At 55.7% G+C, this 22930-nt stretch carries 21 protein-coding genes and 1 pseudogene; 20 read left to right on the top strand and 2 right to left on the bottom strand.

Features of this window, described 5'->3' with window-relative positions; genetic code table 11:
- Positions 1–120 precede the first annotated feature (120 nt).
- Positions 121–615, bottom strand: a complete 495-nt coding sequence (locus WA157_RS02480; protein ID WP_422619449.1) for a hypothetical protein — start codon at positions 613–615, stop codon at positions 121–123.
- A 482-nt stretch (positions 616–1097) separates the two neighbouring features.
- Here WA157_RS02480 and WA157_RS02475 point away from each other — a divergent pair, with 482 nt between their 5' ends.
- From WA157_RS02475 to WA157_RS02405, 15 genes and pseudogenes are all read left to right on the top strand, one after another.
- The gene (locus tag WA157_RS02475; RefSeq protein WP_422619448.1) at positions 1098–2054 is read left to right on the top strand and encodes a 23S rRNA (adenine(2030)-N(6))-methyltransferase RlmJ; all 957 of its coding nucleotides are present in this window, start codon (positions 1098–1100) and stop codon (positions 2052–2054) included.
- Positions 2055–2602: 548 nt separating this feature from the next.
- Positions 2603–3001: pseudogene (locus tag WA157_RS02470) on the top strand (FxDxF family PEP-CTERM protein); the annotation flags it as partial.
- Complete coding sequence (gene epsA / locus WA157_RS02465) at positions 2961–4016, top strand: XrtB/PEP-CTERM-associated transcriptional regulator EpsA (protein ID WP_422619447.1); 1056 nt, start codon at positions 2961–2963, stop codon at positions 4014–4016. The pseudogene WA157_RS02470 and the gene epsA, both read left to right, overlap by 41 nt.
- A 573-nt stretch (positions 4017–4589) precedes the next feature.
- Complete coding sequence (locus WA157_RS02460; protein WP_422619446.1) at positions 4590–6011, top strand: undecaprenyl-phosphate glucose phosphotransferase; 1422 nt, start codon at positions 4590–4592, stop codon at positions 6009–6011.
- A 2-nt stretch (positions 6012–6013) separates the two neighbouring features.
- The gene (epsL, locus tag WA157_RS02455; protein ID WP_422619445.1) at positions 6014–7243 is read left to right on the top strand and encodes an XrtB/PEP-CTERM-associated polysaccharide biosynthesis outer membrane protein EpsL; all 1230 of its coding nucleotides are present in this window, start codon (positions 6014–6016) and stop codon (positions 7241–7243) included.
- A 12-nt stretch (positions 7244–7255) separates the two neighbouring features.
- Positions 7256–8209 carry an EpsD family peptidyl-prolyl cis-trans isomerase gene (locus tag WA157_RS02450; protein WP_422619444.1) on the top strand — a complete coding sequence of 318 codons (954 nt, stop codon included), beginning with the start codon at positions 7256–7258 and terminating at the stop codon, positions 8207–8209.
- Between the two features lie 49 nt (positions 8210–8258).
- Positions 8259–9116, top strand: coding sequence for a polysaccharide export protein EpsE (epsE, locus tag WA157_RS02445; protein ID WP_422619443.1), 858 nt, complete (start codon positions 8259–8261; stop codon positions 9114–9116).
- A gap of 28 nt (positions 9117–9144) precedes the next feature.
- Positions 9145–10521, top strand: a complete 1377-nt coding sequence (gene epsF, locus WA157_RS02440; RefSeq protein WP_422619442.1) for a chain length determinant protein EpsF — start codon at positions 9145–9147, stop codon at positions 10519–10521.
- Positions 10518–11408: a chain length determinant protein tyrosine kinase EpsG gene (gene epsG, locus WA157_RS02435; protein ID WP_422619441.1), complete on the top strand. Its 891-nt coding sequence runs from the start codon at positions 10518–10520 to the stop codon at positions 11406–11408. Before epsF ends, epsG begins: the two co-directional genes overlap by 4 nt.
- The gene (gene xrtB / locus WA157_RS02430) at positions 11401–12288 is read left to right on the top strand and encodes an exosortase B (protein WP_422619440.1); all 888 of its coding nucleotides are present in this window, start codon (positions 11401–11403) and stop codon (positions 12286–12288) included. Before epsG ends, xrtB begins: the two co-directional genes overlap by 8 nt.
- Positions 12285–13001, top strand: coding sequence for an exosortase-associated protein EpsI, B-type (gene epsI, locus WA157_RS02425; protein WP_422619439.1), 717 nt, complete (start codon positions 12285–12287; stop codon positions 12999–13001). The genes xrtB and epsI overlap by 4 nt, the downstream gene beginning before the upstream one ends.
- Entirely contained in the window at positions 12998–14227 is a 1230-nt protein-coding gene (locus tag WA157_RS02420; RefSeq protein WP_422619438.1) for an O-antigen ligase family protein, read from the top strand. The genes epsI and WA157_RS02420 overlap by 4 nt, the downstream gene beginning before the upstream one ends.
- The gene (locus WA157_RS02415; RefSeq protein WP_422619437.1) at positions 14224–15237 is read left to right on the top strand and encodes an acyltransferase family protein; all 1014 of its coding nucleotides are present in this window, start codon (positions 14224–14226) and stop codon (positions 15235–15237) included. Before WA157_RS02420 ends, WA157_RS02415 begins: the two co-directional genes overlap by 4 nt.
- A 1-nt stretch (position 15238) precedes the next feature.
- Positions 15239–15712: an acyltransferase gene (locus WA157_RS02410; protein WP_422619436.1), complete on the top strand. Its 474-nt coding sequence runs from the start codon at positions 15239–15241 to the stop codon at positions 15710–15712.
- Positions 15713–15717: 5 nt separating this feature from the next.
- Positions 15718–16635, top strand: a complete 918-nt coding sequence (locus WA157_RS02405) for a glycosyltransferase family 2 protein (RefSeq protein WP_422619435.1) — start codon at positions 15718–15720, stop codon at positions 16633–16635.
- A 119-nt stretch (positions 16636–16754) separates the two neighbouring features.
- On the opposite strand, the gene WA157_RS02400 is transcribed toward WA157_RS02405, so the two are convergent.
- A complete protein-coding gene (locus tag WA157_RS02400) occupies positions 16755–16934 on the bottom strand; it encodes a hypothetical protein (RefSeq protein WP_422619454.1) in 180 nt (59 codons plus the stop codon).
- Here WA157_RS02400 and WA157_RS02395 point away from each other — a divergent pair.
- The 5 genes from WA157_RS02395 to WA157_RS02375 are packed head-to-tail and all read left to right on the top strand — an operon-like array spanning position 16872 to position 22911.
- On the top strand, positions 16872–17711 hold the full coding sequence (locus tag WA157_RS02395; RefSeq protein WP_422619453.1) for an esterase-like activity of phytase family protein: 840 nt from the start codon (positions 16872–16874) through the stop codon (positions 17709–17711). The genes WA157_RS02400 and WA157_RS02395 overlap by 63 nt on opposite strands.
- Positions 17704–18999 (top strand): glycosyltransferase family 4 protein, encoded by a 1296-nt coding sequence (locus WA157_RS02390; RefSeq protein WP_422619434.1) that lies wholly within the window; start codon positions 17704–17706, stop codon positions 18997–18999. Before WA157_RS02395 ends, WA157_RS02390 begins: the two co-directional genes overlap by 8 nt.
- A complete protein-coding gene (locus WA157_RS02385) occupies positions 18989–20440 on the top strand; it encodes a lipopolysaccharide biosynthesis protein (protein WP_422619433.1) in 1452 nt (483 codons plus the stop codon). Before WA157_RS02390 ends, WA157_RS02385 begins: the two co-directional genes overlap by 11 nt.
- A gap of 1 nt (position 20441) precedes the next feature.
- Complete coding sequence (locus WA157_RS02380) at positions 20442–21737, top strand: polysaccharide pyruvyl transferase family protein (protein WP_422619432.1); 1296 nt, start codon at positions 20442–20444, stop codon at positions 21735–21737.
- On the top strand, positions 21730–22911 hold the full coding sequence (locus WA157_RS02375; protein ID WP_422619431.1) for a glycosyltransferase: 1182 nt from the start codon (positions 21730–21732) through the stop codon (positions 22909–22911). The genes WA157_RS02380 and WA157_RS02375 overlap by 8 nt, the downstream gene beginning before the upstream one ends.
- The last annotated feature ends 19 nt before the right edge of the window (positions 22912–22930 follow it).

Here is a 22930-nt window from a genome sequence, read left to right as displayed (position 1 = left end):
CTGGCCGAACAAGACGAGGAGTGGATGACCGCAAAAATCTACCTGAACATGAAGCCTTGACCCGACGCTATTGCGCAACAACACAGAACCAAAATCGAAATTTACAGAATAGATGTTGCTTTATCCCAGCAACGCTGGATGGGGATAGACCTCAAGTAAATGATATGCCAGAGAACCCGATGTCTTTTCCGTGGCAATCTGAAAACCTTCGCTGCAGAAAGCCGTCGACAGGCTTGCACCAAGAGGGCCCGGACGCGTGGAACTCGGTGTATGTGTTGAGCAACCTCGATGACCAAACTTCCTAGAAATCACGTTGTCTGCTACTCGACGTGCTTTGATGGACGAAGTCGCTATTGGCATGTCTATAGTCACGAGATCCACTGGCAAGTTAGCAAGTCGCTTCGCTGCGTGCAGGAGTTTCGGAATATCGGGCACACCTCCTGTGAACGGCGCTTGCGTCCAAGGAACGGGAATGCCGTCAGCCAGGTTAAGGAAGGAATCGTAGCTCGGCGCAACCGCCACGGAGCGCCATCCATTTCCTTCAGAGGCAACAAGGGCAACGCCCGTCGGCTCGGTCGCGGTCCACGCTGCATCTAGGGCGAGAATAATGGTCATTTGTGGGCTATGGGAAAACGCAAGCTGCTGCTCAGTGAATACCTAAGCGATCCACTTTTAAAGCACTATAGCCCAGTGGCTAACACGTCAAAAAGACGCCCCCGCGGCATAAGAATCAGCGGGGAGTTCTGAAGCAACTGATCATTTTCCCAGCACCATTCCAGCCATAGCACTCCGCAACCACCTAGAAACTTGCAGCATCGCATTTGACTCCTCCAGCCACCCCCATCGCCACTCGGGCTGGTGGATCGGGTGTCTGATCGGCGGCCCCATTCGCGGTGACCACCATGCAGGCACACAAAAAGGACAATTTGAGGCTGTAACGACGGCGAACCAGCCCTGCAAGCCCGCGAGCGTGGGCCAGAGAGCGGATACCCGGTCCGCCAGTCCCACCCACCCGCTCACTGAACGACAGGGTCAACAGCAGCGGCATACCCGCCGCAGAGTGACATGGCAACCCGGTGCCGGTTACCATTAGCCCCATGTTTAGTTACCGCCACGCCTTTCATGCCGGCAACCATGCCGACGTCCTCAAACACACCGTGCTGTTGGCCATATTGCGGTATTTGCTGCAAAAAGACACGGCACTGACCGTTTTTGATACCCACGCCGGGGCCGGTTTGTACCGGCTCGACGGTGAATACGCCGCCACCAGCGGTGAAGCAGGTCAAGGTTTTTTGCGTCTGGTTTCCGCACTAAATACGCCTCCAGCCCCCGTCAGTCAGGCGCAAGCAGCTACAAAAAAAGTAGCTGGTTCAAAAATAACAGTCGACACCCTGGCCCCTGCCCTCAAAGACTACCTGGACCTGGTGGCCAGCTTCAACAACAAGGGCAGCCACAAGGTGTATCCGGGCTCGCCGTTCATCATTCAGCGCCTGCTGGGTGAGCGCGACAAGCTGAAAGTTTTCGAGATCCACCCCACCGACGCCAAGACGCTGGCCGCCAACATTGCGCAACTCGAAGCCGGGCGCCAGGTGGCCGTGCTCCGCGAGGATGGCTTTGAAGGCATCAAGAAATTTCTGCCACCGCCAGCGCGACGGGCTCTCGTGTTGAGTGACCCAAGCTATGAAATCAAAACCGACTACACCCGCGTGGTCGCCATGGTGGCGGATGCCTTGACCCGCTTTGCCACCGGCACTTATGCCGTCTGGTACCCGATCATTCCCCGCCCCGAGGCGCACGACGTTCCGCGCAAGCTCAAGACGCTGGTCACCAAAGCCGGCAAGCCCTGGCTGAACGCAACACTAACCGTCAAATCCAGCAAGCTGACATCCGATGAAGAGGGCGAAATCATCCGCCCGGGCCTGCCCGCCAGCGGCATGTTCATCATCAACCCGCCCCACACCTTGAAGGCGGCATTGCAGCTGGCGCTACCGCAGTTGGTCGAGCTGCTCGGGCAAGACCAGCACGCCGCCTCCACAGTTGATTCAGGCGGGTGAGGCAAGTCCGATTCCTGACCTGCATTTCTTTTGCCCAGCGCTACCAGGCGCGTTTGTCGGTCTGATCCACATCCAGTCACAGCCTGCCAACACGGGCGAGTTGCCGCAACACACCTTCTGCGATCAGCGCTGGCAGCTTGTCCTGCGCCTGTGAAAGTGCTGTCTTGGCGCGCTGTGCGGCAGGACTCGTCAGGCACTGAGGCCAACTTGGCCAGCTTCGCGAACTCGTGGCACCACGGGTGTCGACAGCACGAACCATTGCTAACAATCTGTTCCATGGGTTGGACTGCCGAAGCAGAACTTACACAAAGCTCACATTCAAAGGAGTTTTACAGCGTTCTCGTAGTCCGAACGGTCTATGGACCAGGGTAATCCCTAGTCCTATTATTGACGCGTCACTTGTCTCATATCAAACCTCTGAAGGAAATACCATGAAAATCAAATCATTGATTACCACCGCAGTCATCGCAGTCGCCGGCGTCACCAACAGCTTTGCTGCTACCACCTTGAACCCCAGCGCATCGTTTGCCAGCACCGTCGCTGGCAACTTCACTGACACTTGGACTTTCAATCTGGGCTCCGCTTCGACCGTCGCTGCCGCCGTCTCAAACGTGGCGGTCACACTGGGCTCATTCGCTTACGGCGGGATCACTGGATTCACGGCTTTGTTGAACGGCACAACATTCTTGAATCTATCCTCGCTTAGATCCAACATCGGGCCCGTCTCGGCAACAACCCAGGTGCTGGCTGGCAGCTCACACGTACCGGCTGGGTTGTTCACCCTGAATGTCTCTGGCAACGCCGGAGCTGGTGCTTCTTACGGCGGCAGCATCTTCGCCGCGCCCGTATCCGCCGTTCCGGAACCCGAGACCTTTGCCATGCTACTGGCTGGTTTGGGCTTGATGGGTGCCATTGCACGCCGTCGTAACAAATCAACTATTGAGTGAACTGCGCACACAGGCCATTACCTGGAAATCTCCCATAAATAACTTGACAAACATGTTGTTGAAGTACGCTACACCAAATACCGGTGAAACCTTTCACAGGTGGAACCCGTTAAACTTGACCCAGCATTCCGGGGTTCGTGTAGTGGCGGCCTGCCGAAAGACAAACCGCCGCCATGCGCGTCCGGGACCTAACTTCCATCTATCAAATCGCATTCCAATGGCTTTTTTGCCCTCGCTGTCAACCGAAGACCTTCACAACTACCATCGTGTTGTCAAGTATTCGGTAGACGTGCGAAGCCATTTTGATGTGCTCGTATGGCTGCAGGGCGACATGCAGCGCTTTCTGCCGCACGACATCCTGATTGCAGCGTGGGGCAACTTTAATGATGGCGCGGTCCAGTACGACATCATTTCCACCATGGCTGGTGTTCGATCGAAGTCAGCCAACCCCGAGACCATCAAACCACTGTTGCTGCAACTGTTTGCCCGCTGGTCGGAATTTGGCAAGAAACCATTTACCTTCAACGCCGGAGAAGGCGGATTCCTGCTGGAAGACACAGGCGTGAAATGTGCGCTGGGTGAGGCATTGAAAAAAATGCACTGCGCCATAGTGCATGGCATCAACGACGAGCGCGGTAGCCATGACTGTTTGTATGTCGCTTTCAGTACCCGAGAGTGTTTCAGTGAACCCGTGCGCGATGCCATGGCCATGGTGTTGCCCTATATAGACACCGCCTTGCGCCAGGTTTCCCACCTGCCGCACCAGTCACAGCTTCAACCCAACCCGTCGAGTGATCCCGCCCGGCTCCTGACACAGGTCCATGAGCTATCAGACCGTGAATCCGAAGTGCTGTGCTGGGTTGCCCTGGGCAAGACAAACCCTGAAATCGGCAGCATCCTGAGCATCAGTTCGTTTACCGTCAAGAATCACATGCAGCGAGTCTTCAAGAAACTTGACGTCAGCAACCGGGCACAGGCCGTTGGCAAATACAAGGCTTTGATCAATGATGCCTGACATGGGTCTGCGTCACGTAGCGCACATAAATCGCTATTGGATACACAGCAGGTCTGACTGCATCACAGGCATTTAGGGGCAACACGTCGCCGGCAAAAAGCAGGCGATCTGCTGTCAGGTGCTGTACCTGGCGCGCTGGAACGGAGATGCCTGGCGGTCATCGATCCGCCCTGATTTCTACGCCAGTCACCTCAGCATCGGCAGTTCCGCTAAAGCCTTGAAAGGTGCTCCTACTGGTCTAAGGCCCGCAGGGAAGGCGCTAGAGGAAGTGCTGATGCATTGTGCGCACGACCGGCCATCTCCTACAAAAATTGCTGGCGGTGGCCTACTTCCTTGACAGGCCACAAACGCTAAAGTCAGTCAAGATAGATCGCCCCCCTATTGGGGACAGTTTTAACACCGGGAATAGTATGAACTCCATAGACAACCCTGAGTTTCGTTTGAATTCCGTAACGATGCGCAGCCCTTTCGCTGTGCCCGTTCGGGCGCAACGCGATAGAGAACGCGTCTTCAAGACACTTCAGGTCAGCAACCGCGTGCCGGCATTTTGCAAGCGCAAAACTCTTGTTAACAATGCCTGAGAACCATAGCACCCTATCCGCCGAGGCCCTGACCAAACAGCCGGCCCAAACCTCGCTTGGCAAAGACAGCCTGCTCAGAACGATTGAATCCCTCATCGGCCCGGCAGCGTTCGTTTTTTCCTTGTGGGCCTTGACGTATTACGTAGAAGGTGAAGTCCCTCCGCCCTACCTGATTCTCTCGGTACTGGTGTTTGCCCTCACCTTTCCGTCCCATGCGCGGCTGCAGTCTTCAACAAGTTCTTTGGTGGTCGATATCACCGTGAACTGGATCTGGATTGCAAGCCTGTTGCTTGTCACCGGCTTCACCACCGGCTACATCCGTGAATTTTCTGATCAGGTGCTGATTGCCTGGTTATGCGTAGCCCCGTTGGCCGAACTTGGTACCTGTATCGGGTTGCGTCGCGCCGCGCCGGCGATACTCAAATTGCAAGGCCCGAAGCGCCGAGCCATCGTGGTCGGCATGAACGAACAGGGCTTGGCACTTGCCACCAAAATCACTGAGTCGCCGTACTCCAGAATTGAACTCGTCGGCTTTGTGGACAGCCGCAGCACCCAGCGCCTGGACACCGCGCACCCGTACAAACTGTTGGACAAACTCGACAAGCTGGCCTACCTGGTCAAGACCAAAGGCATCCAGATCATCTACCTGTCTCTGCCGATGGCGTCGCAGCCGCGAATCCTGCAGGCGCTCGATGAACTCAAAGATACCACCGCGTCAATCTATTTTGTGCCGGATATGTTCGTCACCGACCTGATTCAGGGCAAGCCCGGCTCGGTCTGCGGCATGCCCGTCATCTCCGTTTGCGAATCGCCCTTCAAAGCCGCCAATGGCGTTATCAAACGACTCAGCGACGTATTCTTTTCGCTGCTGATTCTGATCATGATCTCGCCCGTGCTGCTGGCGATTGCGGTGGCGATCAAGCGCGGCTCGCCCGGTCCCATCATCTTCAAGCAACGCCGTTACGGGCTGGATGGCGAAGAAATCCTGGTCTACAAATTCCGCTCGATGAGCGTCACCGAAGACGGTGGCGCCATCAGGCAAGCGCAAAGAAATGACCCGCGCATTACCCCACTGGGTGCTTTTTTACGCCGGACCTCGCTTGATGAACTCCCCCAGTTCGTCAACGTACTACAGGGTCGCATGAGCATCGTGGGCCCCCGCCCGCACGCCGTCGCCCACAACGAGCTTTATCGGAAACTCATCAAGGGCTACATGGTGCGCCACAAAGTCAAGCCCGGCATCACCGGCTGGGCCCAGGTCAATGGCTTTCGGGGTGAAACCGATACGCTGGACAAGATGCAGGGGCGCATCGACTATGACCTGGATTACCTGCGCCACTGGTCGCTGCGGATGGACATTCACATTATTCTCAAAACCATCCGCCTGGTCGCCAAAGACCAGAAGGCTTACTGATCATGCTGACACACCACCGTTACTGGCTAGCGCCATCTACCCTGCTGCTTTTATGGAGCGCCGCGCCTGCCTGGGCGCAAAAAGACGAGCCTGCCTTCCAGCTTAATGCCGGATATTCGCTGCTGACCGACAGCAATCCGCGTCGCGTGCCAGCCGGTACTGAAGACCAAATTGGCACCACGACGCTGGGTTTCAATTTCAGCACCCGGCAAAGCCTGCAACAGTTCGAGCTGGACTTGAACCTGATCGATTACAAATACCAAAACTTCGACCACCTCAACTTCACCGCGCACAATTACAACGCCGCCTGGCGCTGGGCACTCACCCCCCGCATGCACGGCAACCTCACCAGCGATCGCAAGGAATCGCTCAACAGCTATTTCATCAACACCGATCAAAAAGATTCACCCGAAAGTAGCACGGAAGTTCCGGGCGTCCTGCGCACCAACACCAACACCCGTTTTGACGGTGTGTACGAACTCGACGGCGTCTGGCGTGTGCTGGGCGGCGTGTCGACATCGAAATTGACTTCGGACCAAACCGACTCCACGGCCCCGGTAAGCGGAACCGACGCCGAGGTCAACTCTGCCGACATGGGCCTGCGCTACGCGTTTACATCAGGCAATGCCCTGACCTACACCGCCAGGACTTCCCAGGGCAACTACCTTAACGACGGTACATTTAACGAGAGCTTCAGCCAGCGCGACAACGAACTGCGCCTGCACTGGATCCTCACCGGCAACACCACGGCCGACATCAGCGCAGCCCACATCAGCCGCACCCATCCAGACGCTCGGCTCGACTACAGCGGCCTGAACACCGGCGTCAAACTCAACTGGAACATCACGGGAAAGACCGCGCTGGCTGCCGGCTGGATGCGCGAGCTGACGAGCGATCGACATGACGCCGGCGCCGACAGCTACAACTACAACTCCACCCACGTCCGGACCAACCGTTTTTCCCTCGGCCCGGTCTGGAAAGCCAGTGCCAAGACGGTGGTACGCCTGAACTACGAAGTGGCACAGCGCGACTACCAGGGCTCACCGACTGGGTTGGACGCCGCAACCCAGCGTAGCGACACACTGCGCAATATCTCTCTCGCAGTGGCCTGGCAGCCTTACAAACACGTCACGCTCGGCGCCTCACTGCAAAAGGCAACCCGGACCTCCAACGTGGCCAATCTTGACTACGGCAGCAACATGGCCACGGTCTCCGCCCAGTTCAGCTATTGATCTCCAAACATCATGACCTTATCAAAATCCCGTTTCGCCCTTTCTCTCTTGTCGGCAGCTCTCGTACTCGGCCTGTCCGCCTGCGGCAACAAAGACGGCAAAAACGTTGCTACCCAGGTGGTGGCCAAAGTCGGCTCTGAAGAGATCTCGGTGCACCAGATCAACCAGGTGCTCAGCCGCACGTTCACCGAAGGCACCGCACCAGACGCCGCACAGGCCATGAGTCGCGTCGTGCTTGAAAAACTGATCGACCAACAAATTGCCGTTGACCAGGCTATCGAGAACAAACTCCACCGCACGCCCGAGGTGTTGTCGCAGATTGAAGCCGCCCGTCGGGAAATTCTGACCCGTGCCTACATGCAAAAAATTGCCAGTGCCTTACCCAAACCCTCCGCGGAAGACGCCAAGACCTATTTTGCCGAGCACCCCCAGCTATTCTCGCAGCGGCGCATTTTCAACGTGCAGGAAATCGTCGCGCCCATGGCGGCGGGCACAGCCGAGCAACTGCGCCGCTTGGCCGCGACCAGCAAACCCATTGACGAAGCCGCAGCCTGGCTCAAGAGCAAGAACATCAAGTTTGCTGCTGGCAGCGCCACACGCGCCGCCGAGGAAATTCCGCTGGAGCTGCTGGCACAAGTCAGTGCCCTCAAAGACGGCCAAAGCACCGTGCTTGAAGCGCCCGAGTCGATCACGCTGCTCCATGTGATTTCCTCACAGCGGGTACCCGTTGACGAGGCCACTGCGCTGCCGCGCATCGAGCAGTTTTTGGGCAACCAACGCGCCAGTGAGGCGGTGGCTGCCAATATCAGGAAGTTGCGGACCGACACCAAAATCACCTACATGGGCGACTTTGCCAAATCCGAGGGCGCAGCACCTACAACTGTTCTAGCCACGACAAGTCAGGCTGAAGCCACAGACGACAAAGCAAGAACGGCGATCGAAAAGGGTGTGGCCGCTTTCAAGTAAGGCCCTCACCTTCCACACACATTTCACTATCTAACCGGGACCCATCACCATGACACAGCGCCTCCTTGGCTTGCCAACGCTTCGAATTTCACAACTCCTGGCGGCCACCAGTCTGGTCTTTGCGGGCCTGACCGGCCATGCACAGACCACCGCCCCGGTGCAATCCGCATCCCAGGCCCAGCCCGATTACCCGCTGGGTGCTGGCGACTCCATTCGGGTTCAGGTGTTTCAAAATCCCGACCTCACCATTGAAACCCGCGTTTCTGAAAACGGATCCATCACCTACCCGATGATCGGCGCTGTAGATTTGGGTGGCCTGTCGATTGCCGCAGCCGGCAAGAAAATTGCGGATGCCCTGCAAAAAGGCGGCTTTATCCAGAAACCTCAAGTCAACATCGTGCTCTTGCAGATTCGTGGCAACCAGGTGGCCGTGCTGGGCCAGGTCAACCGCCCTGGCCGGTTTCCGCTTGAAACCGCCAATACCCGCCTGAGCGACATGTTGGCCAACGCGGGTGGCGCCACCGCAGCTGGTGCCGACATCGCCGTCGTGGCCGGCGTACGCAATGGCCAGCCGTTTCGCAAGCAGATCGACATTCCATCCCTATTTTTGGCCGAGAAGCAGCAAGACAACATCGTCCTGCAAGGCGGCGACAGCATCTATGTCGACCGCGCGCCCATGTTCTATATCTATGGTGAAGCCCAACATCCCGGCTCGTTCCGCATTGATCGCAGCATGACCGTCATGCAGGCCCTGGCGCAAGGCGGCGGCCCCACCACACGCGGCAGCGAGAAACGCCTGCGCCTGCACCGCAAGGCGGCCGATGGCAGCGTCCAGCAAATCGAGCCCAAGCTGACCGACCCCGTGCTGCCCAACGACGTCATTTACGTCAAAGAAAGCATCTTCTGAGCCGAACACTGCCCTGAACATCACAACCATGACATTTCAACAACTTCTGATCATCCTGCGCGCCCGCTACAAGGCAGCGCTGATCACTCTGCTGGTGACCGTTGCCGCCACAGTCATCATCAGCTTGCTGCTGCCCAGCCAGTACACCGCCACCACCGCTGTGGTGGTGGATGTCAAATCGCCGGACCAGATGGGCGGCCTCCTGCCGCAGGGTATGGTAGCTCCAGGCTACATGGCCACGCAAATGGATATTGTGAACAGCGACCGCGTGACCAAGACCGTGGTCAAGCTGCTGCGCATGGAAGAAAGCGCGGCCATTCGCCAGCAGTGGCAAGAGGCCACGCAAGGTAAAGGCCAGTTGGTCGACTGGCTTGCCTCACTTTTGCAAAGAGGCCTGGAAGTCAAGCCCTCGCGTGAAAGCAACGTCATCAGCATCAACTACACCGGCACCGACCCCGACTTTGCCGCCGCCGTAGCCAACGCCTTTGCCCAGGCCTACATCAACGTCAACCTTGACTTGCGCGTGGGCCCGGCCCGGCAGTACGCCACATTTTTTGAAGAACAAACCAAGACCGCTCGCGAAAAATTGGAACAAGCCCAGTTGGCCCTTTCCAGCTACCAACAGAAAAGTGGCATTACCGCCACCGACGAGCGGCTCGACTTTGAAACCGCCAAGCTCAATGAGACCTCCAGCCAGCTCACCGTCGTGCAGGGCCAAACCACCGACAGTCAAAGTAAACGCGAACATGCCAAGACCGACACGGTGGCCGAGGTCATGCAAAGCCCGCTGATCAACGGCCTGAAAGCCGACATCGCCCGGCTTGAAGCCAAGCTGGCCGAGAGCAACATCAATCTCGGCAAGAACCACCCCCAAACCCAGCGTACCGAGGGCGAGCTGACCACTCTCAAAGCCCAGCTTGATTCCGAGACCCGCAAAATCACCAGTTCGATAGAAACCACCTACCAGGTCAGCAAACAGCGTGAGCGGCAACTGCAAGGCTCAGTGGGCGCCCAAAAGGCCCGCGTGCTGGTGCTGAACAAACAACGCGATGAACTCAACGTGTTGCGCCGTGATATTGAGTCGGCCCAACGCGCCTTTGAGCTGGTGAGCCAGCGCGCCACACAAACCAACATCGAGAGTCAAACCAACCAAACCAACATTGCGGTGCTTACCGCCGCGTCTGCGCCGACCGCCCCGTCCAAGCCCCGTGTGCTGCTGAACATACTGGCCTCCATCTTTTTAGGCACCCTGCTGGGCCTGGGCCTGGCACTGATGCTGGAGTTAAGCAATCGCCGCGTGCGCTCGGCACAAGACCTGGCTGACGCACTCAACCTAACCGTGCTGGGCTCGGTTAGCTCAGCAGCCGGCTTGCTCAGGCATGCCTCCATCGGATTTCGCGCATGAACACAGTCACCTCACTTTATCCACACCTCATCACACCCGCCGGCGCAGCGAGGTCCATTGGAGAAATTCTGGTGGCCAGCGGCCGGCTGAGCGCCGAAGATGCAACACGCATCGTGCAGCATCAAAAGGTCAACAAGCTCCAGTTTGGCGATGCTGCCCTGGCCCTGAAGGTGCTCACCAAAGACGATATCGACTTTGCCTTGAGCAAACAGTTCGACTACGCCTACCTGACCGAGCTGGACCCCGGCCTCAGCCCCGCGCTTGTGGCAGCCTACAAACCGTTTAGCCGCGTGGGTGAAGACCTGCGCGCGCTGCGCAGCCAGCTCGTGCTTCGCTGGTTTAACGGCAACCCCATGCACAAAGTGCTTGCGGTGGTGAGCCCTGGTGCCAGTGAGGGCCGCAGCTTTATTGCCGCCAACCTGGCTATCGTTTTTGCGCAACTGGGCGAACGCACCTTGCTCATCGACGGCGACTTGCGCGCGCCGCCTGCGGGGGGTCAACAGGCCTTGTTCAAGCTGGAAAAAAATGCAGGTTTGTCGAGCATATTGGCCGGCCGCGCCGGGCGGGAAGCCGTTCAACCGGTGCCTGGTTTACCTGGCCTGGCTGTGCTGTCTGCAGGCGCTGTGCCACCCAACCCCCAGGAATTGTTGAGTCGCCCCAACTTTGGCCAACTGCTGATCACAGCCAGAGAGCAGTTCGACGTCATCATCATTGACACCCCGGCGGGAAACGCCTACGCCGACGCAGAAATTATTGCCTCCCGCGCAGGCGCTGCGCTCATGGTGGCACGCAAAAACAGAAGTCATCTGAAAAGCACCGCCATGCTGGCCCGCCGCCTGCAGGACAGTGGCGTCGCTCTGATGGGCTCAGTGCTTAACGATGCCTAGTCAAACCGCGCCGTCCGGGCGCGCCGCGTTGCTGGCCTGGCTGCCCATCATTCTCGGGCTGGCCGTGTTGTATGTGCCCAGTCTGTTTGATTTGTTCAAGGGCATCTGGAGCCAGGACGACCAAATGCACGGCCCCGTCGTGCTGGGCATCTCGCTGTGGCTGCTTTATCGCAACTGGTCTGCCATGGAGCGGGCGGCCGACGGTCAGGCCACCAGTTCAACGGGTTGGTCTTTCTTTGTCTTGGGTCTGCTTCTGTATGCGTTGGGTCGCTCGCAAGATATCTTGTTGTTTGAGATTGGCTCAGTGATCTGGTTACTCACGGGCTTGCTGTTGCTGCTGCGGGGAACCGCCGCGTTGAAGGCGCAATGGTTTGCCCTGTTTTTTATGCTGTTTATGGTGCCGCTGCCGGGCGCGGTGGTCGATACCGTGACGCTGCCCATGAAGTTGGCCGTGTCATATGCCGCCGAGAATGTTCTGTTCTGGGCCGGCTACCCAATTGGCCGCAATGGCGTCATTTTGCAAATTGGCCAATACATGCTGCTGGTGGCCGACGCGTGCGCCGGGCTACACACACTTCTGACGCTGGAAGCCCTTGGCCTGCTTTATCTCAATATCGTACGGCGCGACTCGCTGTTCAGAAACGTCGGCCTGGCGCTTTTGATTGTGCCCATATCATTTGCAGCCAACGTCATCCGGGTCATGGCGCTAAGTCTGATTACATACCACTTTGGCGATGCAGCGGGCCAGGGCTTTCTACATGGGTTTGCTGGCATGGCTCTATTCTTGAGTGCGCTGTTGTTAATCATGGGCTTTGATTCATTTTTACAGCTGCTTGAAGCCTGGCAGGTCCGCCGTCAAATCAAACCCTATTCGCCATGAATGGAAAATTTGCACTTCGGCGTCAGCTAATTTTATTGAGCCTCATACTGATTGCAGCATTGATGGCATGGTGGATGCGCCCCAGAATACTTATTGCCGAACTGCGTCCTTCACCCAAGCTGGAACAAATAATACCGTTGCAGTTTGGCCAATGGAAACTGCTGCCCCAACAGGCGGGACGCATCATAAATCCACAAACCGTTGAAATACTGAACAAGCTCTACAGTCAAACACTTTCTCGTAGCTACGTGAATGACCAAGGGCATGTCGTCATGCTGTCTATTGCATACAGTTCCAATCAAAGTGACTCATTCGCACTTCACTATCCAGAAGCTTGTTATCCCGCTCAGGGCTTTGAAATGAAGTCACTCGGCAAAGAGGAGTTAAACATTAACAACAGCTCCTTGCCGGTCCAGAAACTGCTGGCCAAATCCAGCGACCGGATCGAGCCCATCATCTATTGGACGACACTGGGCAATATGCCAGTGCGACGTGGCATCGACACAAAACTTCTCAGCCTGCAATATGGTTTCAAAGGTCAAATTCCTGACGGACTTCTATTTCGGGTTTCCTCAATTACTGCGAATCCAGAACAAGGCTATGAGACTCAAAGAGGCTTTGTCAGCGACCTGATTCAGGCCATTCCGGCCAATGATCGTGATTTTTTTACCGGCAAAAAACCATCTGTTTTTCTGCCAACTCAAAGCAAATGATCCTAGAAAAAAATAGACTGAGCCAGTCTCTCGTGCAGCCCCATGCTGCAGAAGCTGGCGCGAGCAGAGAGAATGTTTTCTTTCATCTTTTCAAGGCAAGCTGGTTACTGGCGCTCCTGTTGCTCGTACTCAATCTTGGCACGGTAGCTGGCCTGGGCAACATCAATGCCCTGGAAAAATCGCTGTTCATGGTTGCAGGACTGATTTACCTCGCAAACAAACCCTTGAACTGGGGCCCAACCATCAGCGCGCTGATCATCTTGTTGACCATTTTTATTTGCGCATTTTTTACCAGATTTTTTTCCTTCTCCTGGGGGCGCACCGCCTCAGCGGTGACAGCTCTATTCGCTCTGGTTCCCTTCTTTTTGGCACGGCCAAGCGAGCGCGAGCGTAATTTGGCACTGAAAAGCATTGCCCTTGCTCCATTTGTTCTCGTACTTTATGGGGTGGCGCTTTGGATGGCAACTGGAAACCCCATTATTTTCCGCGACCATACCGGTGCACAGCGCCTGGGGGGCGCGCTGCATCCCGCCTTTCTGGCGGCAGCGAGTTATGCGGGAGCACTGAGCAGTGCTTTCTTATATTCTCAGCACAGGTCCTTTCGCTATCTCTTTTTTTGCGCAGCCAGCATCGTGATCTGTCTCTTGTCGGGCACGAGAATGCCATCCGTTTGCGCGGTCGCAAGTTGTGCGCTGGTCATCGTCGGCGCAACGCGGGGCGGAGCCTCTCGCGTCGGCATTATTGGACTGGGCTTGGCGGCGGCCGTGATTTTCCTGATGACGTTTGGCGATCAGATCCTGGTGAGATTCATGTCGGGATCGACCAGTGGGCGTGAGGATATGTGGGCCGTACTTAACGAGTGGGTCGTTCGTTACCCCTTGGTTGGCGTGGGTTTCGGTCACCATGGCTTGCTGATACCCGAGTCGATCACCAAGCTGACCCGCACTTCAGCGGCTCACAACGAATACCTGCGCTCCCTGGTTGAACTCGGTTATCTGGGTGCCCCTGTTTTTCTTGCCGGTCTTTTTCTGCTCTTCGTGCAATCGTCCGCAAGCTCCTTCTCAAAAATCACTTTCCAGACGCTGGCGCTTGTATTACTTGTATTTGTCTACGCGTCGACCGACAACGTCTTCTTTCTCAGTTACAGCTTATTGATTGCGCTTGTGATCTCCTGGGCTCCCCCGGCCCCCATGCCATCACACGGGCAGTCGACCGCCAAGCCATGAGCACACCATTGCAGTTACAGCCCCATGCAAGGATTGCGCTGATCGAGGCGGTGAAGGGCTTAGGCATCATTCTTGTGGTCGCGGCGCACCTGGTCAAGTTTGGCACCCCCGGTGTGCCGGACTGGTACACCATTTTCAAGTTCAAGGTTTACCTTTTCCACATGCCGCTATTGATGTTCATGAGCGGTTATGTCTTTCGCCATGCCAATCACCACACACGCGCGTTGACCGATTTTTCCGGTTTCGCCGGTCGACGCGCCAACCGCTTGTTGGTGCCTTTTCTCTTTCTCGGTGTCATCACCATCGTTGGCAAATGGTTCTCCGCCATGTGGTTCCCGATAGACGAGGCGCCATCGAGCCTGGTTGCGGGCCTGGCGTCGATTTTCATCAACACGGAGTCCAGTCCGGTCCTGACGATTTGGTATCTATTTGTACTGCTTGTGTATTGCCTGGTGACTCCTGCACTCTTTGTTCTGTTCCGAAGAAGTTGGGCCTGGTTGGGACTGTTTGCATTGGCCATCTACTTCATTCGCCTGGACGACATCCTGTACGCCAACCGCATTGTTCAGTATTACGTATTCTTTGTTGCCGGATGCATCGCCGCAGACCGGGAGTTCCTGCAACGCTTTTCGGCATCGCGGTTGAGATTCGCAGCGATGGCCGGGTTCATGCTCTTGTTGCTAGCCCCCTGGAATCGTGACTACGGCCTGTTGGTATGCGGACTCGTCTCCTGCTTGGCAGTGCCCGCTTTTGTCGACGTGCTGCCTGAGCGCGCGAGCACCATCCTGGCGTATTTTGGTCGCCTCTCAATGACGATTTATCTGTTCAATGTGATCTTCATTGGCATGGCAAAAGTGGCCTACCCCATGCTTGTTCCATCCTCCTATCAATTCTTCGGACTCCTGTTGATCATGACCTTTGTCGCGGGACTATTCGGCCCGATTCTTCTGAAAAAAACGGTTGACCTGGTCCCCGCTCTGAACAAAACCATTGGAAAGTACCTCAGCTGATATGGCACTACGTCTCGCACATCTTTCATCGTTGCGAACAATGATCATCACGGTCGTTCGGCTGATCTATGTTCGCTTGTTCAAGATGGATTTGCACCCCACCTGCAATTTCTCCTTGTCGGCGAAGTTCGACAAGACCAACCCACGCGGCGTGCACGTCGGGGAATACAGCTACGTGGCGTTTGACGCCGCCATCCTGACGCATGACCTGACGCGGGGCCTGCGCGTGCACACGCGAATTGGCAAGAACTGCTTTGTCGGTGCACGCAGCATCGTCCTGCCCGGGGTGCTGGTCGGCGACGGCTCCATCATTGGCGCCGGCTCTGTCGTGGTGCGGGATGTGCCAGCCCATTGCATCGTGGCGGGCAACCCCGCCAAGGTCGTGCGCGAGGGCATTGCAACCGGCCGCTATGGCCGCCTGAGCGACGCCGACGAGACCCAAACCCGACAGTCGCGCGAAAACAACCTGGAGTGATTCAAATGCAAAGCACCGCCCTTACACCCCCAACGCTTGACGCCCTGCTGCTGACAACCTGTGATATGCAGGGCGGCCGTACCGATGAATTGCTGCGCTTGCTCGACAGCATCAGCCAGCAAGTGCAGGTAGATGGTGTCCGTGTCGTTCACTACGTCTTGCTGCAACGCGCAGATCCGCAGGCGGCCGCGCTGCCGACCGACTGGGTTCAGCACGACCTTCGTTTCCTGAGTCTGCCGGGCCGTGTTTCCCTCTCGCGCGCGCGCAACCTCATGCTGCATCAGGTCGAGCTGGATGGCGTGTTGAGCAGCGCACGTTGGCTTGCATTCCCGGACGACGATGCCTGGTACCCGCCAGGCTTTATTCGACGCATAACCACGCTTTTCTTGAGCGCGCCTCATGTGGGCATGGCCACCTGCCAATACGCATCAGCACCGACAGCCGTTGCCGCCACGCCCAACTCGGGTGCGTTTGAAGTCCTCACCAGCAGCGCCGAATTTGTGCGGACCGTGTCGTCCAACACGCTGTTCCTGCGGGCCGACATCGCCAGGTCAGTTGGTTTTTTCGACGAACGCCTGGGTGTGGGCGCCCCAATCAACGGGGGTGAGGATCTCGATTTTGCGTTGCGCGCGTTCACCCTCAACACGGGGAAAACACTCATCAGCCGCCTGCCACTGGTCGGGCACCGGGACCGGCAGGTCTGGATTCGTTCCACCTATTTTGGCGGTAGCCTGTTTGCCTTGGCGCGAGCGGCCCGGGGCGACACTCGGCTGTGGTGGCCCTTTGTCAGGAAGATGCTGGTTGGCATTTTTCTGTTTGCCAAGGGCGAGTTAAAGCCGCCCCAGTTGATGGCCAGTATTCGGTGTGCCTTGAAAGGTTTCGCCCACCGGACACCGCTGGTTGAAGAGATCACGGCACCTTGATGCTGCGCCGTACGCTTGTGCTCGCGGGTCTGGTGGCGGCAGCCTTTGCCTTCTGGATTTTCATATTCGCAGGCAAGCCGCACACGGATTTGACGAGCGGAGTCAGCCTGACTATCGAATCAATCCCCATCGACACACTTGACCGGTTCGCCTTCTTCAAACATGCTGAACTTGCGCCGCAACTTCGTTTCGAGCATGGAATCACACTGAAAACCGGGTTTGAGGCTTTCGGCGGACTGTCTGCGCTGCACCTGTCCAAAGACCGTGCCGCTCTGCTGGCCATCACCGACACCGGACATTGGCTGCGTGCCACGCCCGTTTGGCGGGATGGCCAACTGGTGGCGCTGGAACAGGCCGTGATGGCACCGGTGCAAGCCGCTGGGGGACGCTCCTTGCAATCCAGCGGGCATGGTGACATCGAGGCGATGGCGTTCGGACAAAACGGCGCTTACCTGGCTGACGAAAGCTATGGCTCAACGGTTTTCTTTGCCCCCCATGTGCCGGGCTCGCTCGCGGCGCCTGCTCAACCGTTCAAGCGGCGCGCGGCCTTGAAGAAATTACCCACAGGCCGCGGCATAGAGGCGCTGGCTTATATGGAGCGGGACGGTCTTGCGCCACAGTTGCTGGCGATTGCTGAACGCAATCCGGAGTCAGGCACTGGTTTCATCCCCGCCTGGCTGCTTCCAGCCACACCGGACAGCGCTGATCTGCAGGCGCTGCGGTATGAACCCACACCAGGATTCGACGTCTCCGATGCCACATTTTCAAAGAGCTGCGGGCTTTTTGTCCTGGAGCGAAAACTGAATTGGCTTGGCTTTTTTGAAATGCGTTTGAAATTGATTCCATCAAGCAGCATCAAGGCGGGAAGCAGCCTGAAAGGCCTGACTCTTTTGGCGACCGATTCATGGACCAGTCACGTTGACAACATGGAAGGTGTTTCCGTCATCGATTCGCCCGATGGTTCATGCGAGATTTTCATGCTGTCTGACGACAACTATTTACCCATCCAGTCAACGAATCTGCTCCAGTTCAGACTCTCCAAAATTGACAGTGACTATTTCCAATCAAATGAATAATCACAAAGCAAGTGCCAAGAAGATTCTCCTGGTCGTTGAAGAGCTACCGTGCCAGGGCCACAACGGTTATTCAACCTACAACCGCGCGTTTCTGGACTATTTTCTGGCGGCCGGGATACAAGTTCATCTCTGTATCACCGGACCACGCCTGCCCGGCCTGATTTTCAAGCCGGCCCATCAATTGGGCTCGAACCAGCCCGTCTTTCACTACCTGCACGCATTTGCGCTGGGAGGCTTGCGGATTCCTTCAACACGCGCCGCCATGGTGCGCGCCGTTCATGCAAGTCTGCCCACCGCACTGCGTACCTGGCTGCAAAGCATGGCGTCACTCTGGCCATCGCGCAAGCGCCAGGCGGCGGCGAAAGCGGCGGTCATCGGCCGCCGACTTGATCTAGCGGAGTCCCTGTCTATCGCCAGCCTGGTGGATTCGTTGGCACCCGACTGGGTTTTCGTGGACACCCTATTCCGGGCTGGCTTCATTCCATTCCTGCGCTCATCGCCCATGCTGGCCTTGATTGCCCACGATGTTTTTCACCAGCGTTGCCAGTCCATCGCCGCCCAGGACATTCCGGTCAGACCGTGGGTGAGCGCGCAAGATGAAGCTGCAGTATTGAGTCAATTTGACCGCGTCATTGCCATCAGCGACGAGGACGCCGCACTGCTGCGGTCGCTGGCGCCGGCTGCGGCCATTTCAACGCTGATGTCGCCGCTGGACGTCGTTGTAACCGGCGCACGCTCGGAGAGTCCTGGCATGCGTGTGCTCTACCTTGGCAGTCGAGCACACCACAATGTGCAGGGTCTGCAGTGGTTTCTGGAGGAAGTCTGGCCCCAGGTCCTGACCATCGTTCCCGATGCGGTACTGGATGTGGCGGGGTCGATCTGCGACGGCCTGCAAGCTCACCCGAACGTTGTGCTTCATGGGCGTGTTGACAGCATTGCGGCCATTGCGCGCAACACCCGCTTTGCCATTAACCCGGTCCTGGCCGGCAGCGGGCTGAAAATAAAAATGCTGGACTATTTCGCGCACAGTCTGCCTTGCATCACCACCGAGGTCGGGGCCACTGGGTTTCCCCGCGTCTCGCCCTCCGCGATTCGTATCGGCAGCGACGCCGGGACTTATGCGACCGCGGTGATTGAATGGCTTCAAAACGACGAAGTGCTGCAAGGGGCACGCGCACTGCTTCCAGACTATGTGACTTACTTTTCCCGCGCCAATTTCAATTGTCAAATGGCATCGCTGCTGCAACCGAATGCCACCGGCTCGCCGAGTACTCAAAATGCCAAATAATTTGAGCTCAAAGGTATCGTCAGGACTGCTGTGGTCAGCCGTGCGGAGCTGGGGCAGCCGGCTGTCCTCATTGGCTGTCTTCCTGGTACTTTCCCGCCTGCTGACACCGTATGAATTCGGTCTGTTTGCTGCAGCAACCGTCATATTCCTGTTTTTTGAACTCTTTGTGGATCAGGGCCTGAGTGACGCCCTAATTCAAACCAATGAACTGAACAATGAATTGATCAATGCAGTGTTCTGGCTCAACATCGGCTTTTCGTTTGTTGTCTTTCTTGTTGTCTATTTTTCCGCGCCCGTTCTGGCGCAGCAGATGAAAATGCCGGATTTGGCACCAATAATCCGGATTGGCTCGCTTTCGATACTGATAAATTCAACCGCGCTATGCCAGCAAGCACTTTATCGGCGCGAGTTCAAATACAAAATGCTCGCCGTTCGCAGCCTGGTAGCCTCGCTGATAAGCGGTGTCTTCGGAGTTGCTTTTGCATTTTATGGGTTTGGAACCTATAGCCTGGTCATTCAATTTTTGATATTGTGCACAATTAACGCGGCCTTTGTCTGGCGCTACCCTGTCTGGCGCCCTACCTTCAGCCTCAATATAAAACCGGCGTTCAAATTACTTGGCTTCAGCATCAATGTATTTCTGACCAAGTTGCTGGACTTTGTTTCTCAAAAATCAATCGATGTTTTTATTGGTTACGCCTTGGGCGCGGTAAGTCTGGGCTTCTATTCGGTTGGCGCGCGACTGTATCTGATATTAATGCAGATGTTGAGCTCTGTCGTCCTGGACGTTGCCCTATCCGGATTTTCAAGGCTTTCATCACAGATCGACAAATTGGGTGAGGCCTACCTCAACGCATTGAAGATTTCGAGTGCCATCGCCTTTCCTGTCTTTATTTTTCTCTCCGCAACGGCAAGCCTCATTATTCCAATACTGTTCGGCAGCAAATGGTCAGAGAGCTCCCATGTCTTCAGTGCCCTCTCCTTGCTGGGAGCGGTTCAAGTTCTTCAGTTTTACAACGGGTCTTGCCTGAATGCACTGGGCAAAAGCAATCTCACGTTGATAACCGTCTTTTTCAAAATATTGTTCGCCTTTATTTCCCTGTTCATTTTTTCCGCCTCCGGATTGAACATTCTGATCGTTGCCTTCGTCATCGGTCAATTATTGGCAAGCCCCATCAGTTTCTATTTTGGATTGTCCAGGCTGAAACTGAAGCCGCTGCTGGTAGCGAAGACGATATTTCCATTCATGGTGGCATCCGCACTCATGTGGCTGGGATGCTATTTTATCGTCAGTCACTTTGAGACCCTTCCCAAAGCCGCGACTCTGGCGCTCACCGTGGCGGCGTCTTGTGTCATCTACTTCGCCACCCTCTTTATCCTGTTCAATAAAGACTTTCGCTATTTATTGTCGCTATTCAAAAATAAGTTTAAGGTCGCTTGATATGCAAAAACTTCCCTTGAAATCCAGACTGCGAGAATATATTCGCCTTCCATTGCTGATGAGAGAATGGAAAAAGGTGGTTAATGGGATTGGAGTCAAACCCAGCCTCCCGTCGAGTTCCATGAAGAGATTCCTGATCATCCCTTGTGATCAAAAAACAGTCATTGGCTCCCGGGGCGACGAAGCCATGATGATTGCCATGATTCAATCCATCCGGGCAAAGAACTCTGATGCCGTCATCAGCCTGCTGACTTATGCAGACTTCGAGCATCCTGTTTTACTGGAATACGACATTGGCGTCATTCCAAAATGGGCCAACCCGACATGGTCACTGAAAAAAATACTGGAGGTCTGTTCTGATTTTGATTCGGTCATGATTGTCGGCGCCGACACCATGGATGGTCATTACTCTCTCCTGAACTCATCCAGACTATGGGTCGTTGCGGATTCAGTGGCCAGACTCGGGAAAAACTCGACCATATTGGGTTTTTCATTCAATTCGAAGCCCGACCCGAAAATCATCAATATCATCAAGAAGATATCTTCCAGAGTGAACATATTATTGCGTGACCCGGTTTCGCATGCCCGTTTTGAAAAGGCGACTGGCCGACAGGCACGATGTGCCGCCGATGCCGCATTTCAGCTGAATGAATCAAAAGCCATTCCTCAAATGGATAATTTGCTGCACTGGATTGATGCGAGGCGAACGGGTAACTCGAAAATTGTTGGATTCAATGTCCATCCCATGCTGTTTGACATGTCTGATCCGGCTGTCAAAGAAAAGTTTGTCCAGGACTGCTCCCGAGCCTTGCTTCACGCTGTGGGCGAACTTCCCATTTCAGTGCTGCTGATTTCCCATGATTTCAGGGGTTCAAATGAGGCCGACCTGGGACTGCTGGAGAGCATCTACACCAATCTGAAGAACGACGCCGGCGATAGAGTTTATCTGGACCGCCATCCCTATAGTGCAACTGAGCTGAAATTCATAGCCGGGAATATGGATGCCGTTTTTTCGGCACGAATGCATCTTTGCATCGCCACACTGGGCATGAAGAAACCGGTTGGCGTGTTGACTTACCAGGGGAAATTCGAAGGTTTGTTCAGTTATTTCAAATTGCCCGGCGAATTGATGCTTGACCCCAAATCAATGAGCCTGGAGGACGATATATTTCTGGCTCTTTCATTCCTGGTTAACAACCTGACTCAGTTGACAAGCGCGGTCAATGAATCCTGGGCCGGCGTCAAACAGCTGTCAGCACTTAACACGCTGGCCGCAACCGGGGCTTCCCTTGAATAGCATTGTCATCATCGCCAATGAATTCCCCTATCCACCGACCCACGGTGGCAAGGTGGATGTGTGGCGACGTATTTGTGCACTGAAGGAGCTGGGGGCCAGAGTTTGTCTTGTGGCCTGGGCCGATCCTCAAGTGACTGACGACGCGGCGTCCATCGATGCCGTGCGCGCCGTGGTTGACGAACTTATTCTTCTCCCATTTCACGATGGATTCCTCCATAAACTTCGGCAGCTGCGCGGCTCCTTATTTCTGCCGCGCTCGGTCAGTAATCGTTCCCTGACCGACGTACGCTTCCAGTCGGTGCTGCTCAAAGTCAAGGATTTTGCGCCCGATATTATTTTTCTCGATTCCGTTTACGGCTATCTGCTGGCTGAGAAACTGGTGAAGTCCCTGGGTATCAGGCTTTATTATCGCAGCCATAACATCGAGCATCTCTATTTGAAGAAACAGTTCCTGCTGGCCAGGAAGCCGCGCGACAGGATCAAATGGTTTTTCAATTCCCGCGGCATGGAGTCGTTGGAATTTAAGGCGATTGGTTTGGCCAGCAGGTTTTATGACATTTCCTTCGAGGATCTTGTTTTTTGGCAGCAGAAGGGATTTCAACACGGCCACTGGCTGCCACCTGTTGTCGATATTAAATTGGCCTTGCGGCTTTCCGCGGGCAATAATTATTCTCCTGAATATGATGTTGGTTATCTGGGCAATCTATTCATGCCCAATAACGTCAATGGTCTGGTCTGGTTTTTAAAGGAAGTCGTTCCCGCCATACGATCCAAATCCCCAAGGGCAAGAATTTTTATTGCCGGCAGCAAACCGGTTCAGGAATTACTGGATCTGGCCAAATTGGCCGGCGTTGACGTTTTAGCCAACCCGCCCGATATTGTTCCGGTCCTGCGCAATGCCAGGGTCTTGGTTAATCCGGTATTTGGCGGCAGCGGTGTGAATGTGAAGTCTGTTGAGATGCTGTTTACACCCTGCCAACTGGTTGCCACGCCAATCGGTCTGGGTGGATTACCCGATCAGGTAAAGAAATGTTTTTTCCAGGCTGAAGATCCGCAGGATTTTGCCAACCTTGTACTCACGGCCATTAATAGTTTTGGCGCCATTGACATGGACGAGCGCAACAAGGCGCGTACTCACTTTTTACCTGAGGCGGCGGGCCTCATCTTGCAGTAATTGATGGGGTTTTTGTTAC

The sequence above is a fragment of the Rhodoferax ferrireducens genome, assembly GCF_049302455.1.
GTDB classification, from domain to species: domain Bacteria; phylum Pseudomonadota; class Gammaproteobacteria; order Burkholderiales; family Burkholderiaceae_C; genus Rhodoferax; species Rhodoferax ferrireducens_B.
Note: the sequence above shows the minus strand (reverse complement) of the source record. Positions and strands in the feature narration are given on the sequence as shown.

Bases quoted from the DNA above. Each gene is read 5' to 3' on its own strand.
- WA157_RS02405 (WP_422619435.1), top strand. From the start codon at position 15,718: ATGCAAAGCACCGCCCTTACACCCCCAACGCTTGACGCCCTGCTGCTG.
- WA157_RS02460 (WP_422619446.1), top strand. From the start codon at position 4,590: ATGCCTGAGAACCATAGCACCCTATCCGCCGAGGCCCTGACCAAACAG.
- epsE (WP_422619443.1), top strand. From the start codon at position 8,259: ATGACACAGCGCCTCCTTGGCTTGCCAACGCTTCGAATTTCACAACTC.
- WA157_RS02385 (WP_422619433.1), top strand. From the start codon at position 18,989: ATGCCAAATAATTTGAGCTCAAAGGTATCGTCAGGACTGCTGTGGTCA.
- xrtB (WP_422619440.1), top strand. From the start codon at position 11,401: ATGCCTAGTCAAACCGCGCCGTCCGGGCGCGCCGCGTTGCTGGCCTGG.
- epsL (WP_422619445.1), top strand. From the start codon at position 6,014: ATGCTGACACACCACCGTTACTGGCTAGCGCCATCTACCCTGCTGCTT.
- WA157_RS02410 (WP_422619436.1), top strand. From the start codon at position 15,239: ATGGCACTACGTCTCGCACATCTTTCATCGTTGCGAACAATGATCATC.
- WA157_RS02480 (WP_422619449.1), bottom strand. From the start codon at position 615: ATGACCATTATTCTCGCCCTAGATGCAGCGTGGACCGCGACCGAGCCG.
- epsG (WP_422619441.1), top strand. From the start codon at position 10,518: ATGAACACAGTCACCTCACTTTATCCACACCTCATCACACCCGCCGGC.
- WA157_RS02400 (WP_422619454.1), bottom strand. From the start codon at position 16,934: ATGTCCGGTGTCGGTGATGGCCAGCAGAGCGGCACGGTCTTTGGACAG.
- epsI (WP_422619439.1), top strand. From the start codon at position 12,285: ATGAATGGAAAATTTGCACTTCGGCGTCAGCTAATTTTATTGAGCCTC.
- WA157_RS02415 (WP_422619437.1), top strand. From the start codon at position 14,224: ATGAGCACACCATTGCAGTTACAGCCCCATGCAAGGATTGCGCTGATC.
- WA157_RS02420 (WP_422619438.1), top strand. From the start codon at position 12,998: ATGATCCTAGAAAAAAATAGACTGAGCCAGTCTCTCGTGCAGCCCCAT.
- epsF (WP_422619442.1), top strand. From the start codon at position 9,145: ATGACATTTCAACAACTTCTGATCATCCTGCGCGCCCGCTACAAGGCA.
- WA157_RS02450 (WP_422619444.1), top strand. From the start codon at position 7,256: ATGACCTTATCAAAATCCCGTTTCGCCCTTTCTCTCTTGTCGGCAGCT.
- WA157_RS02380 (WP_422619432.1), top strand. From the start codon at position 20,442: ATGCAAAAACTTCCCTTGAAATCCAGACTGCGAGAATATATTCGCCTT.
- WA157_RS02475 (WP_422619448.1), top strand. From the start codon at position 1,098: ATGTTTAGTTACCGCCACGCCTTTCATGCCGGCAACCATGCCGACGTC.
- WA157_RS02390 (WP_422619434.1), top strand. From the start codon at position 17,704: ATGAATAATCACAAAGCAAGTGCCAAGAAGATTCTCCTGGTCGTTGAA.